Origin of the sequence: Bradyrhizobium sp. HKCCYLRH3099 (assembly GCF_051167855.1) — a bacterium.
Classification (GTDB): Bacteria; Pseudomonadota; Alphaproteobacteria; order Rhizobiales; family Xanthobacteraceae; genus Bradyrhizobium.
Genome location: NZ_JBNPTW010000004.1, coordinates 1 through 12,904, shown reverse-complemented (window position 1 = coordinate 12,904; position 12,904 = coordinate 1). Strand labels below are relative to the sequence as shown.

Here is a 12,904-nt window from a genome sequence, read left to right as displayed (position 1 = left end):
AATGTCCACGATTCGAATTGCGCCCCTGTCCGATACACCTGCCGTTCGCGCCGGGCTGAACGCGATGCTGATCGAGACCGTGGCGAACGGTGGCTCCGTCAGCTTCATGCACCCGCTCAGCACTAACGACGCCGACGCGTTCTGGCGCGATTCGCTGTCGAGCGCCGCGCGCGGCGAGCGCATCGTGCTGGGCGCCATCGACGGCGATGCGGTGGTGGGGACCGTGACCTTGCAGCTCAAGCTGCCGCCAAACCAGCCGCATCGCGCGGAGATCGCGAAGATGATGACGCGCGTCAGTCACCGCAAACGCGGGATTGCCACCGCGCTGCTGCGCGCCGCCGAAGGCCTCGCCCGTCAGCACGGACGGACGATGCTCGTGCTCGATACCGCCGAGGACGGAGGTGCGTCGGAGCTGTACGAGGGTCTCGGCTTTCAGCTCAGCGGCATCATTCCGGACTACGCCGTGAAGCCGCATGGCGGCCTCACCGGGACGAAGATCTATTGGAAACGCCTCGGAGAAGCGGCGTGAGGCGTGAGTGTTGGCGCGCTGTCTTCAGACGGCCCTTCAACATCCCTTCGCAATTGCGAGAAAATCCGCCGCCTTCAGGCTGGCGCCGCCGACCAGCGCGCCATTCACATTCGCGACCGCCATCAGCTCGGCGGCATTGGAGGGCTTCACCGAACCGCCGTAGAGGATTCGCATCTTCGCGCCCTCCTCCTTGAAGCGATTGGTCAGCAACTCCCGGATAAAGGCATGAATCTGCTCGACATCCTTTGCTGTCGGCGTCAGCCCGGTGCCGATCGCCCAGACCGGCTCATAGGCCACGACGAGGTTATCGGCCTGCGATCCCTCGGGAAGGCTGAGGTTGAGCTGCCCACGCAGAATGTCGAGCGTCTGGCCGGCATCGCGCTGCTGCTGGGTTTCGCCGACGCAGACGATCGCCACCAGCCCGGCGCGCCACACCGCCTCGGTCTTCTGGTGCACGACAACATCGCTCTCGCCGTGGTCGGCCCGCCGCTCCGAATGACCGACGATGATGGCGCTCGCGCCGGCATCGGCCAGCATCTCCGCCGACAGATCGCCGGTATGGGCGCCCGACGCCTTGGCGTGGCAATCCTGCGCCCCGACCGCGATCGCCTTGTTGCCATGCGCTTTCTCGGCGAAGGCCGACACCAGGGTCGCCGGCGGACAGACCAGCAAATCGGCCTTCGCGGTCACCTCGGCGGCACCCGCGATCATCGCCTCGAACTCCGTCATCGAGGCCTTCAGGCCGTTCATTTTCCAATTGCCGGCAATCAGGGGGCGGATGCGGTCGGTCATGGCAGGATTCCAGCGAGCGTTGTGACAGGAGATCGGCTAGCAGAGCCCCTGCAGGAGTACCAGAGCGGGAACGGTGTTCCCACCGCTTCAATCCGCCTCAGGCGCGAGGTTGCGACCGGGCGGCTGCCTCTTTATAAGCCGTTCCAACTCGGTGGCGCCCTTCCGCGGACTCCGCTCCAAGGCGCGGCCCCTTCATCCTTTTTCCTGCAGACAGACTGGACCCATGCTTCGAGGATTACGCAAGGCCTCATCAAACTGGCTCGGCAAGACCATCATGGCGGTGGTCATGGGCGTTTTGATCGTCAGCTTCGGCATCTGGGGCATCGCCGACATCTTCAAGGGCTTCGGGCAGTCGACGGCTGCAACCGTGGGACGCACCGAGATCTCGATCAACGAGTTCCGGCAGATCTATACCGACCGCCTGCAGCAGATCGGCCGCCAGATCGGCCGTCCGCTGAGCCAGGAGCAGGCCCGCATGTTCGGGCTCGATCGTTCGGTGCTGCAGCAGACCATCGCGGAGGCCGCGCTCGACGAGCAGGCCCGCCGGCTCGGTCTTGGCCAGTCCGACGCGGAGACGATGCGCGTGATCCTGAGCGACCCCAACTTCAAGGGTCCGAACGGCGCCTTCGACCCGCAGCGCTTCCAGGCGATCATCCGCAATTTCGGCTTCACCGAGCAACGTTATCTGGCCGACCAGCGCCGGCAGTCGCTGCGGCGGCAGATCACCGGCACCATCGCGGCCGGCCTCGAGCCGACCACCACGATGCTCGATGCACTGAGCCGCTTTCAGAACGAGCAGCGCTCGATCGACTATATCAAGCTCGACGCGGCGCAGGCCGGCACCATCGAGACCCCCGCGCCCGAAGTTCTCGCGGCCTATTTCGATGCGCACAAGGCGCAGTTCAAGGCGCCCGAGTATCGCAAACTCTCTTTCGTCGTGGTGACCCCCGAGGAGATCGGCAAGTGGACCACCGTCTCTGACGAAGACGCGCGGAAGCTGTTCGATCAGCGCAAGGGCCTGATGGGCACGCCGGAAAAGCGCCAGGTCCTGCAGATGACCTTCCCGAGCATGGAAGAGGCGCAGGCGGCACGGGCGCGGATTGCGTCGGGCGAAGTCACGTTCGACGAGCTCGCCAAGGAGCGTAACCTGAACCCCGCGGATCTCGATCTCGGATTGGTGACGAAGTCGGCCATCCTCGACCCCGCGGTCGCCGATACCGCGTTCTCGCTGCCGACCGGCGAGGTCAGCCAACCGGTCAAGGGCGCCTTCAACGTGGCGCTGGTGAAGGTGAGTGCGATCCAGCCCGGCCAGGAGCCGGCCTATGAGAGCGTGGCCGCCGACATCAAGAAGGAGATCGCCGCCGACCGCGCCAAGTCGGAGGTCGCCAATCTCCGCGACAAGATGGAGGACGAGCGCGGCGGCGGCGCGAGCGTGGCCGAGGCCGCCAAGAAGATCGGCCTCAATGCCGTGACCGTCGAGGCGGTGGACCGCTCCGGCAAGCAGCCCAACGGCCAGCCCGTCCCGAACATTCCGCTCGGCCTCGATGTCGTCTCGCAGGCCTTCAACAGCGATGTCGGCGTCGACAATGAGCCGATCTCGTTCCGCGGCGGTTATGTCTGGTTCGAGGTGCTCGGCATCACCCCGCCGCGCGATCGCACCCTCGACGAGGTCAAGGATCAGGTCGCCGCGCGTTGGCGCGACGACGAGGTCGCGGCCAAGCTGCGCGCCAAGGCGGCCGAGCTGGTCAAGAAGCTGAACGAGGGCGGCAAGCTCGCGGATGAGGCGACCACGCTCGGCGTGAAGCTGGAGAACGCGACCGCGTTCAAGCGCGATGCGAGCCTGCCCGGCGTCCCCCCTGGGGCGATCACCGCTGCGTTCCGCACGGCGAAGGACGGCGTCGGCCAGACCGAGGCCGATGGCGGAAAGCAATGGATCGTCTTCCGCGTCACCGACATTGTCGATCCCAAGGTCGATCTGGCGTCCGAGGACGTCAAGAAGCTCAAGGATCAGCTGCAGCGCGCGCTCGCCGACGAGCAGGGCACGGCCTATGTCCTCAAGCTCGAGAAGGACATCGGGACCACGATCAACGAGGCGGCCGTGGCCCAGGTGGTCGGCGGCGGCAGCAACCAATAATCGCTCGCCAGGGGTAAGCGCGTGATGGACGATCTCAAGTCGATCATTGGCAAGGTGGCGACAGGCGCTGCGCTGTCCCGCGACGAAGCCGCGTCCGCCTTCGACCGCATGATGTCGGGCGAGGCGACGCCGTCGCAGATGGGCGCGCTGCTGATGGGCTTGCGCGTGCGCGGCGAGACCGTCGACGAGATCACCGGCGCCGTGAGCGTGATGCGGGCGAAGATGCTGCGTGTCGACGCGCCGGCCGGAGCGGTGGACATCGTCGGCACCGGCGGTGACGGTTCCGGCTCGGTCAACGTCTCGACCTGCGCCTCCTTCATCGTTGCCGGCGCCGGCGTGCCGGTCGCCAAGCACGGCAACCGCGCGCTGTCCTCGCGCTCGGGCGCCGCCGACGTGCTGGCCGCGCTCGGCGTCAAGATCGATCTCAAGCCCGACCAGGTCGGGCGTTGCGTGCGCGAGGCCGGCATCGGCTTCATGTTCGCCCCCGCCCATCATCCGGCGATGAAGAATGTCGGCCCGACCCGCGTCGAGCTCGCCACCCGCACGATCTTCAACCTGCTCGGGCCGCTGTCGAACCCCGCCGGCGTCAAGCGCCAGATGGTCGGCGTGTTCTCGCGGCAATGGGTCGAGCCGCTGGCGCAGGTGCTCAAGAATCTCGGCTCGGAAGCCGCCTGGGTCGTGCACGGTTCCGACGGGCTCGACGAGATCACGCTGACCGGTCCGACCTTCGTGGCCGCTCTGGAGAACGGCCAGATCAGAACCTTCGAAATTTCGCCGGAGGAAGCCGGCCTCGGCCTGTGCGGCAGCGACGGTCTGAAGGGCGGCGATGCCGCGGCCAACGCCGTGGCGCTGCAGAGCGTGCTAGATGGCCTGCCGAGCCCCTATCGCGACGTCGCGCTCCTGAATGCTGCCGCTGCCCTGGTGGTCTCGGGCCGCGCCAAGACGCTGAAGGAAGGCGTCGCGATCGGCCGCGATTCGCTCGACAGCGGCGCGGCGGCCGCGCGTCTGAAGCAGCTGATCGACGTTTCCAACGGCTGACCTCTGGAGTCCGGCATGTCCGACATTCTGGCCAAGATCGAAGCCTACAAGCGCGAAGAGATCGCGGCCGCGAAGCGGGCATGCCCGTTGCCGGAACTCGAGGCGCGTGCGCGCAATGCCTCGCCGCCGCGCGGCTTCGTCAACGCGATCCGTGCCAAGCATGCGCACGGCAATTATGCGCTGATCGCCGAGATCAAGAAGGCGTCGCCCTCGAAGGGCCTGATCCGCGCCGATTTCGATCCGCCGGTTCTTGCCAAAGCCTACGAGGCCGGCGGCGCGGCCTGCCTGTCGGTGCTGACCGATACGCCGTCGTTCCAGGGCCATCTCGACTTCATGGTCGCCGCGCGCGCCGCAACCGCCCTGCCCGTGCTGCGCAAGGACTTCATGTTCGACACCTATCAGGTGGTCGAGGCGCGCGCGCATGGCGCCGACTGCATCCTGATCATCATGGCCGCGCTCGATGACGCGGCGGCCGCCGATATCGAGGCGGCGGCGCTGGCCTGCGGCATGGACGTGCTGATCGAGATTCACGACCGCGCCGAGCTCGACCGCGCGCTCAGGCTGCGCTCGCCGATGATCGGTATCAACAACCGCAACCTGCGCACCTTCGAGACCACGCTGGCGACCTCAGAAGCGCTGGCGCCGCTGGTGCCGAAGGAGCGCCTGCTGGTCGGCGAGAGCGGCATCTTCACATGCGCGGATCTTGCGCGTCTGGCACGGGTCGACATCCAGACCTTCCTGGTCGGCGAAAGCCTGATGCGGCAGGCTGACGTGACAGCGGCGACACGTACCCTGCTCGCCCGTGATTCCGCCTCTGCCAGCGCGGCCGAGTAGCCGGCGATGACCGAGAAGCCGTCCCTCACCCATATCGACGCCCGCGGCGAAGCCCGCATGGTCGACGTGTCCGACAAGGCCGCGACGGAACGGACCGCAACGGCCGAGGGGCGCGTCGTGATGAGCCCGGCGACGCTGGAGCTGATCGTCTCGGGCAATGCGAAGAAAGGCGACGTGCTCGGCACGGCCCGCATCGCCGGGATCATGGCGGCGAAGCGGACGTCGGACCTCATTCCGCTGTGCCATCCGCTGGCGCTGTCCAAGGTCACCGTCGACATCACGCCGGATGTTGCCCTGCCCGGCTGCATCGTCACCGCCACCGTGAAGGTGACCGGACCGACCGGCGTGGAGATGGAAGCGCTCACGGCGGTCTCGGTCGCCTGCCTCACGATCTACGACATGATCAAGGCGGCCGAGCGCGGCGTGCGCATCGAAGGCATCCATCTGACCGAGAAGATCGGCGGCAAGTCCGGGCATTATCGCGCCTGACGGTATTTTCAATCTCAATACAACTTCAAATTAATCGTTCGCTAACTCAACTTCCTAACCTCACTTCCATCGCGGGCATGTAGCCATGGTTGTGGGAGGGGCGTCATGCGTTCCATCCCGAAGCGCCGATCGCAAGCGTATTCAGGACGATGACGACCAAGATCGACCCACGGGATGCCCTCAGAACTTCGAACGACCGCGGCGGTCCGATCCGCTGGCTGGTCGGCGGAGGACTTGTGCTCATCGCTGCCATCGCGATCGGCGCGACCATCATGGCCGACAGTTTTCGCGAACGCGCGCTGAACAGCGCGACGCGGGAACTCGAGAACACGGTGCTGCTACTGGCGCGCCATTTCGACCAGCAGATGGAGGATTTCGCCGCCATCCAGCGCGACCTCGCCAACTACGTGCGGCAGAGCCGCATCGACACCGGCGCCCGCTTCCACGACCAGATGGGAACGGCCGCCGTCAATTCCATGCTGAAGGGCAAGCTGAGCGCGATGTCCTATGTCGGCGGCCTCAACATCTTCGATGCCGACGGCAACCTGATCAATTCGGCAACGGTGTGGCCGGTGCCCGCGATCAACATCTCCGATCGTTCGTTCTTCAAGCGCCTCAAGTCCGATCCAACCGCGCCGCAACTGCTGATCGAACCGATCGTGGGCCGGATCAGCGGGACCTATGTCGCGGTCCTCGCGCTGAAGCTGACCAGCCCATCCGGCGAGTTTCTCGGCATCATCAGCCGCAGTCTCGAACCCATCAATGTCGAGCGCTTCTTCGCCTCCGTCGCGCTCGGCCCCGAAGCTGCGATCTCCATGATGCACTTCGACGGCACGCTGCTGGCGCGATACCCGCGGCATGACGGCATGGTCGGCCAGAACTACAAGGATGCGCCCATCTTCCGGCAGATCCTTGCCGGCGAGGGCAACACGACGGGTATCTTCAACAGTCCCGTCGACGGCGAGCACCGCATCGGCGCGTCGCACCGGCTGACGAGCTATCCGCTGATCGTGACCGCGACGACCACCGTGTCCGCCGCGCTGGCCGATTGGCGCGAGCAGATGCGCTTCCTGATCAGCGTCGGCGTCACCTCGGTGCTGCTGATCGCCGGCATGCTCACCGTCGTTGTGCGCCGCCTGATCAGCGATCACGAGGCGTCGAACCGCCGTTTGACGCTGGAAAAGGAGCGGCTGGACAAGGCGGTCAACAACATGACCCAGGGGCTGCTGCTGTTCGACGCCTCGGAACGCCTCGTCATCAGCAATCAGCGCTACATCGAGATGTACGGCCTGTCCGCCGAGATCGTGAAGCCCGGCTGCACCTTCCGCGAGCTGATCGCGCACCGCAAGGCGTCCGGCTCGCTCGCCGGTGACGAGAGTGAATATGCCGAGGCCGTGCTGCGCGACGTCGGCCGCAACAGCTCTCAGATCATCGAGACCACCGACGGCCGCTGGATCCAGATCGTCAACGAGCCGATCGCCGGCGGCGGCTGGCTCGCCACCCACGAGGACATCACCGAGCGCAAGCGCGCCGAGCAGCAGATCACCCATCTGGCGCACTACGATGCGCTGACGGACCTGCCCAACCGCACGCTGTTCCACGAACGGTTGAAGCAGCACTTGGCCGATCTTGCGAGCGGACAGCGGCTGGCGCTGCACTACATCGACATCGACGAATTCAAGGGGGTCAACGATTCGCTCGGCCACCTGATCGGCGATGAACTGCTGAAATCGGTCGCGGCGAGTCTCCGGACCTGCGTCGGCGACGCCGGCTTCGTCGCGCGCCTCGGCGGTGACGAGTTCGCCGTCGTCCAGACATCGATGCGCGACCAGCAGGACGTCGAGCGGCTGATCGAGGCCATCCTGGCCGCGATCCGCGTGCCGCGCGACTGCCTCGGTCACCAGCTCACCGCAGATGCCTCGATCGGCGTTGCGCTGATCCCGGAGCACGGCACCGATCTCGACCAGATCATGAAGAACGCCGATCTGGCAATGTATGCCGCGAAGGCCGCGGGACGTCATACCTGGCGCTTCTTCGCCCCCGAGATGGACGCCCAGGTCAAGGCGCGCCGTCAGCTCGAGGTCGACCTGCGCCAGGCGATCGCCGACGGCCAGCTCGAAGTCTACTACCAGCCCTGCCTGAGCCTGCAGGACGACCGCATCGTCGGCTGCGAGGCGCTGGTGCGCTGGAAGCATCCGACGCGCGGCAACGTATCGCCCGCCGAATTCATTCCGATCGCCGAGGACACCGGGCTGATCAACGATCTCGGCGAACACGTTCTCCAGGTCGCCTGCAGCGAGGCTGCGAGCTGGCCGGACGACATCCGCCTCGCCGTCAACGTCTCGCCGGTGCAGTTCAAGAGCGGCACGCTGGCGCTGAAGGTCGCCAAGGCGCTCGCCGACTCCGGGCTGTCGCCGCACCGGCTGGAACTGGAGATCACCGAGGCGGTGCTGATCCGCGACGACGACGCGCTCGACACCTTGCATCAGCTCCGCGCGCTCGGCGTGCGCATCGCGCTCGACGATTTCGGCACCGGCTATTCGAGCCTGAGCTATCTGCAGCGCATCCCGTTCGACAAGATCAAGATCGACCGCTGCTTCGTCAAGGACATCACCGAGAGCGAGGGCTCGGCGAGCATCGTGCAGGCCGTCGTCAACATCGCCGCCATCCGCAAGATGTCGACGACCGCCGAAGGCGTCGAGACCGAGGCGCAGCGCCAGGTGCTGAAACGGCTCGGCTGCTCGGAGATGCAGGGCTATCTGTTCAGCCCTCCGAAGCCCGCGGCCGACGTTCGCCACCTCTTCGCGACGCACCGCGCCGACCCCGATGCTCGTCGGCGATCCCGGTCCGACGCGGCCTGACCGCGGTTCCAAACCGATAAATACCGCTGCAATTTGAGCCTTTTCCGCAAGCCGAATTCAAACCCTATCCGCCGAATCGTACCACCTGCCGCTTGCGGTTCACCTCAGCGCCATGATCTATCGGACACCGGCGGACATACTCCGTGTTCGTCTGTACACGCTGGTCGAAAACCACGACGGGACGGCCGTAACGGCCGCCCCGTCGGGTGTGAAGCATCCGGCGCCACCTGGCCGCGCCGTCCTGATCAGTTCGGCACCGCCGCCTTGGCACGCACATCCGCATTGACGGTCACGCCGCGCAGCACGTTGAAGGCCGCGTGCAGCGCCTTGTCGTCCTTCTCGTCCGGCGGAACGTAGGATTGCGACCCGGTCTGCTCGGTGCCGTCGGCGGCCGAGAGATGGCCGCGCATGCCGGCCTCGCCCTTGAGATCGGTCCTGTCCTTCAGATCATCCGGCACGTCCTGCTTGACCTCGATGTCCGGCGCGATGCCCTGCGCCTGGATCGAGCGGCCCGACGGCGTGTAGTAGCGCGCGGTGGTCAGCGCCAGCGCGCCGTTGCCGGCGCCGAGCGGAATGATGGTCTGCACCGAGCCCTTGCCGAACGAGCGTGTGCCGACCAGCGTCGCGCGCTTGTGATCATGCAGCGCGCCGGCCACGATCTCGGACGCCGAAGCCGATCCCCCGTTGATCAGCACCACGAGCGGCTTGCCCTTGGTAAGATCGCCGCCGCGCGCCGTGAAGCGCTGCGTCTCCTCGGGATTGCGGCCGCGCGTGGAGACCACCTCGCCGCGCGGGATGAAGGTGCTGGACACCGACACCGCCTGATCGAGCAGTCCGCCGGGATTGTTGCGGAGATCGACGACGTAGCCCGCGAGCTTCTCCTGCGGGATGTCCTTGGAGATGCTGGCGATGGCCTTGCGAAGACCTTCGGTGGTCTGCTCGTTGAACGAGGTGATGCGGATGTAGCCGATGTCGCCGCCCTCGGTGTGATAGCGCACCGGCCGCACCTTGATGATCTCGCGGTTCAGCACGACGTCGAGCGGCGCATCCTTGCCCTTGCGCATGATGGTGAGCTTGGTCTTGGTGTTGACGCCGCCCTTCATCTTGGCGACCGCCTGTTCGAGCGTCAGCCCCTGCACGTTCTCGCCGTCGATCTTGGCGATGAGATCGCCCGAAAGGATTCCGGCCTTGGAAGCGGGCGTGTCGTCGATCGGAGCGACGACCTTGACGAGGCCATCCTCCATGGTCACCTCGAGACCGAGCCCGCCGAATTCGCCGGAGGTGGTCTCCTGCATGTCGCGCCAGGACTTGTCATTCATGTAGCGCGAATGCGGATCGAGCGACGACACCATGCCGTTGATCGCGCCTTCGATCAGCGCGGGATCGCTCGGCTTCTCGACGTAGTCGGCGCGCACCCGCTCGAACACGGCGCCGAACAAATTGAGCTGCGAATAGGTGTCGCCCATGCCGGCCGCCGCCTTGGCCTTTGCGACGAGCTGCGCGCCATCGGGCCCGGTGACCATCAGGGTCAGACCGATGCCGGTCATCGTGCCCGCCAAGAACAGCCAGTTTTTCCGCATTGTTTGCTTCCCGAGCGTTTGTTGGATGGCCGGCCGATTCACTGGTCCGCACGCATCGCCGGCGCGATTGGTGTTGCGAACTCACACCACATTTTCGGTTTCTTCAAGGCCGATATTGCGCCGCCAACCCTCGACCGCGCCCGCTTGAGCGGAAATGGACGTTTCAGGCCTGAAATCAAGATCGAAACGCAGCCTTCGCCGGATCCGATCAGACCTCTCCGGTCTTCCACGGTGACGGGCCGATCACAGCTCACCAAGTCGTGTTGAGCTGCTGCACCCTGCCTGGCCCGCGGCGAAGCGATCACTCGCCAGTTCGGAATGGCTTGCACTGGGGCTCGCCGATGGGCAATGCTCGCGAAAAGATAACGCAAGATAACAGGTGCTGGGAGGCAGGCATGAATCAACAGACCCCGATCGAGGGTGGATGGCGCAACGTCGAGCTCGGCGCCAGCGACGAGAAGTTCCAGAACCTGCACGAGTTCATCCGCAAGGCGCGCGCGCAGCTCAATCAGAACGCCTGGGACTACATCATCGGCGGCGCCGAGACCGAGACCACGCTGCGCCGGAACCGGATGGCGCTGGACGAGATCGCGTTCCGGCCGCGTGTGCTGCGCGACGTCTCGCGGGTCGAGGGCTCGGTCGAGGCGTTCGGACGCAGGCTGCGCCTGCCCGTCGTGATGGCCCCGGTCGGCGCGCTCGAGATCTTCAATCCCGCGGGCGCGGCGAGCGTGGCTCGCGGCGCGGGCCGATTCGGAGCCGCGCACATGCTGAGCTCGGTGTCGGAGCCGGGATTGGAGAAGACGGCCGAGGCCGCGCCCGACGCGCTGCGCATCTTCCAGCTCTATGTCCGCGGCGACGACGCCTTCGTCGAGGATTACGTGAGCCGCGCCGTCGCCAACCGCTACGCCGCGTTCTGCCTCACCGTGGATACCGCGCATTACAGCCGGCGCGAGCGCGACATTGCCAAGCGCTATGTGCGCGAGAGCCGGCTGCGCGCAACCGGCGGCGATCACCAGAAGGCGCTGAGCTGGCACACGGTCAAGCTGATCAAGGACAAGTTCAAGCTGCCGCTGATCATCAAGGGCATCGCCACCGCCGAGGACGCGCAGATCGCGGTCGATCACGGCGTCGACTGGATCTACGTCTCCAACCATGGCGGCCGCCAGCTCGATCACGGCCGCGGCGCCATGCATGTGCTGCCTGAGGTGGTCGCGGCGGTGAAGGGCCGTGCCAAGATCATGGTCGATGGCGGCTTTTGCCGCGGCACGGATATCATCAAGGCAATCGCCTCCGGCGCAGATCTCGTTGGAATCGGCCGACTGCAATGCTGGGCGCTCGCCGCTGCCGGCGAGGACGGCATCCTTCGGATGCTCGAATTGCTGGAGGACGAGGTCATCCGCGCGCTCGGCCTGCTCGGCGTCACCTCCTTCGCCGAGTTGAACGGCTCCTATCTGCATCCGGCGACCGCGACCAACATGCCGAGCGTCGTCAGCGCGTTTCCGCTGGTGGACATCGAGCCCTATCGGTATTGAGGAGGCGATCCTTCGCTTCAACCTCAAGCCCGACCGCAGCTTCCCATGCCCTCCTCCGCTCTCCGTCCCGGCGCGGCCGATGCGCTGCTGTTCGATCTCGGCCGCGTCGTCATCGACATCGATTTTTTCGAGGTCACCTCGCGCTGGGCCGCGCATGCCGGCTGTCCCGCCGAGCAGATCGCCGCGCGCTTCGTGCGCGACGAGATCTATCACGGCCATGAGCGCGGCACCGTCTCGGATGCCGCGTTCTTCGCCAATCTGCGCAGCCAGCTCGGCATCGACATCACCGACGAGCAGTTTCTCGACGGCTGGAACGCGATCTTCGTCGGCCCGATGCCGGGCATCGCGCCGCTGCTGGCCCGCGCCGCCGAGAAGCTGCCGCTGTACGCGTTCTCCAACACCAATCAGCCGCACGTCGAACACTTCTCGCCTGTTTATGCCGACCTGCTCGGTCATTTCCGCGAGGTCTTCCTGTCGTCGTCGATCGGCCTGCGCAAGCCGGACCTTGAGGCCTTCGCGCATGTGGTCGCTGCGATCGGCGTGCCGGCGGACCGCATCGTGTTCTTCGACGACCTCGCGGAGAACGTCGATGGCGCGCGTGCCAGCGGGCTGCAGGCGGTGCTGGTCCGTTCGACGGATGATGTGGCGACGGCCATGCAGGCGCTGGGGATCTGAGTGCGTTTGACTTGCAGGTTGCCATTGCCTCCCAAGTCTCTCCTCCCAAGTCTCTCCGCACGAAACAATCAATAGGTCCTTCGTCATTGTGAGCCACCCGGTCCGCGCGAAGCGCGGCCGGATGACAGGCTCCGCGAAGCAATCCAGAGTCCCGCCCGCCACCCTGGATTGCTTCGCTGCGCTCGCAATGACGGTTTTCAACCATGCAAATTTGTTCTCGCGGCATGAGATGCCCGAGCTTTGCTGAACTCATCACCCTCCTCCCTCGGAGGGCGCAGGGAATGCCGGGCTGCAGGCCGCAACCCATGGCCCGCCTGCAACAAGAAAAGCAGGCGGCAGTCACCACAGGTTCAGCCGACATCCGGGGCGGATTCAATCGGTCATCGCAACACTCGATGGGGAGGTTGCGATGGGTATCCGAAGGCGGCGGTCCACGCGGG

General features: G+C 65.9%; 10 protein-coding genes. 8 read left to right on the top strand and 2 right to left on the bottom strand.

What is annotated here, in order from left to right:
- The first annotated feature begins 1 nt into the window (after position 1).
- Positions 2-529: a GNAT family N-acetyltransferase gene (locus ACQR1Y_RS10755; RefSeq protein ID WP_434859097.1), complete on the top strand. Its 528-nt coding sequence runs from the start codon at positions 2-4 to the stop codon at positions 527-529.
- Between the two features lie 36 nt (positions 530-565).
- On the opposite strand, the gene tpiA is transcribed toward ACQR1Y_RS10755, so the two are convergent.
- Positions 566-1,321 carry a triose-phosphate isomerase gene (tpiA, locus tag ACQR1Y_RS10750; protein WP_434877175.1) on the bottom strand — a complete coding sequence of 252 codons (756 nt, stop codon included), beginning with the start codon at positions 1,319-1,321 and terminating at the stop codon, positions 566-568.
- 223 nt (positions 1,322-1,544) lie between these two features.
- Here tpiA and ACQR1Y_RS10745 point away from each other — a divergent pair, with 223 nt between their 5' ends.
- From ACQR1Y_RS10745 to ACQR1Y_RS10725, 5 genes are all read left to right on the top strand, one after another.
- Positions 1,545-3,455: a peptidyl-prolyl cis-trans isomerase gene (locus ACQR1Y_RS10745; protein ID WP_434877174.1), complete on the top strand. Its 1,911-nt coding sequence runs from the start codon at positions 1,545-1,547 to the stop codon at positions 3,453-3,455.
- Between the two features lie 24 nt (positions 3,456-3,479).
- Positions 3,480-4,493 carry an anthranilate phosphoribosyltransferase gene (trpD, locus tag ACQR1Y_RS10740; RefSeq protein ID WP_434859252.1) on the top strand — a complete coding sequence of 338 codons (1,014 nt, stop codon included), beginning with the start codon at positions 3,480-3,482 and terminating at the stop codon, positions 4,491-4,493.
- A gap of 15 nt (positions 4,494-4,508) precedes the next feature.
- On the top strand, positions 4,509-5,327 hold the full coding sequence (gene trpC, locus ACQR1Y_RS10735; RefSeq protein WP_434877173.1) for an indole-3-glycerol phosphate synthase TrpC: 819 nt from the start codon (positions 4,509-4,511) through the stop codon (positions 5,325-5,327).
- A gap of 6 nt (positions 5,328-5,333) precedes the next feature.
- Positions 5,334-5,816, top strand: a complete 483-nt coding sequence (gene moaC / locus ACQR1Y_RS10730; RefSeq protein WP_434877172.1) for a cyclic pyranopterin monophosphate synthase MoaC — start codon at positions 5,334-5,336, stop codon at positions 5,814-5,816.
- 149 nt (positions 5,817-5,965) lie between these two features.
- Positions 5,966-8,677: a bifunctional diguanylate cyclase/phosphodiesterase gene (locus ACQR1Y_RS10725; protein ID WP_434877171.1), complete on the top strand. Its 2,712-nt coding sequence runs from the start codon at positions 5,966-5,968 to the stop codon at positions 8,675-8,677.
- A gap of 245 nt (positions 8,678-8,922) precedes the next feature.
- On the opposite strand, the gene ACQR1Y_RS10720 is transcribed toward ACQR1Y_RS10725, so the two are convergent.
- Entirely contained in the window at positions 8,923-10,257 is a 1,335-nt protein-coding gene (locus tag ACQR1Y_RS10720; protein WP_434859103.1) for a S41 family peptidase, read from the bottom strand.
- 395 nt (positions 10,258-10,652) lie between these two features.
- On the opposite strand from ACQR1Y_RS10720, the gene ACQR1Y_RS10715 reads away from it, so the two are divergent.
- Together ACQR1Y_RS10715 and ACQR1Y_RS10710 are read left to right on the top strand one after the other, a co-directional pair.
- Positions 10,653-11,789 (top strand): alpha-hydroxy acid oxidase, encoded by a 1,137-nt coding sequence (locus tag ACQR1Y_RS10715; protein WP_434877170.1) that lies wholly within the window; start codon positions 10,653-10,655, stop codon positions 11,787-11,789.
- A gap of 45 nt (positions 11,790-11,834) precedes the next feature.
- Entirely contained in the window at positions 11,835-12,464 is a 630-nt protein-coding gene (locus ACQR1Y_RS10710) for an HAD family hydrolase (RefSeq protein ID WP_434877169.1), read from the top strand.
- Positions 12,465-12,904: the final 440 nt, after the last annotated feature.

What these genes read in the sequence shown, in the direction of transcription:
- ACQR1Y_RS10755 (WP_434859097.1), top strand. Translation starts at nt 2, where the DNA reads ATGTCCACGATTCGAATTGCGCCCCTGTCCGATACACCTGCCGTTCGC.
- tpiA (WP_434877175.1), bottom strand. Translation starts at nt 1,321, where the DNA reads ATGACCGACCGCATCCGCCCCCTGATTGCCGGCAATTGGAAAATGAAC.
- ACQR1Y_RS10745 (WP_434877174.1), top strand. Translation starts at nt 1,545, where the DNA reads ATGCTTCGAGGATTACGCAAGGCCTCATCAAACTGGCTCGGCAAGACC.
- trpD (WP_434859252.1), top strand. Translation starts at nt 3,480, where the DNA reads ATGGACGATCTCAAGTCGATCATTGGCAAGGTGGCGACAGGCGCTGCG.
- trpC (WP_434877173.1), top strand. Translation starts at nt 4,509, where the DNA reads ATGTCCGACATTCTGGCCAAGATCGAAGCCTACAAGCGCGAAGAGATC.
- moaC (WP_434877172.1), top strand. Translation starts at nt 5,334, where the DNA reads ATGACCGAGAAGCCGTCCCTCACCCATATCGACGCCCGCGGCGAAGCC.
- ACQR1Y_RS10725 (WP_434877171.1), top strand. Translation starts at nt 5,966, where the DNA reads ATGACGACCAAGATCGACCCACGGGATGCCCTCAGAACTTCGAACGAC.
- ACQR1Y_RS10720 (WP_434859103.1), bottom strand. Translation starts at nt 10,257, where the DNA reads ATGCGGAAAAACTGGCTGTTCTTGGCGGGCACGATGACCGGCATCGGT.
- ACQR1Y_RS10715 (WP_434877170.1), top strand. Translation starts at nt 10,653, where the DNA reads ATGAATCAACAGACCCCGATCGAGGGTGGATGGCGCAACGTCGAGCTC.
- ACQR1Y_RS10710 (WP_434877169.1), top strand. Translation starts at nt 11,835, where the DNA reads ATGCCCTCCTCCGCTCTCCGTCCCGGCGCGGCCGATGCGCTGCTGTTC.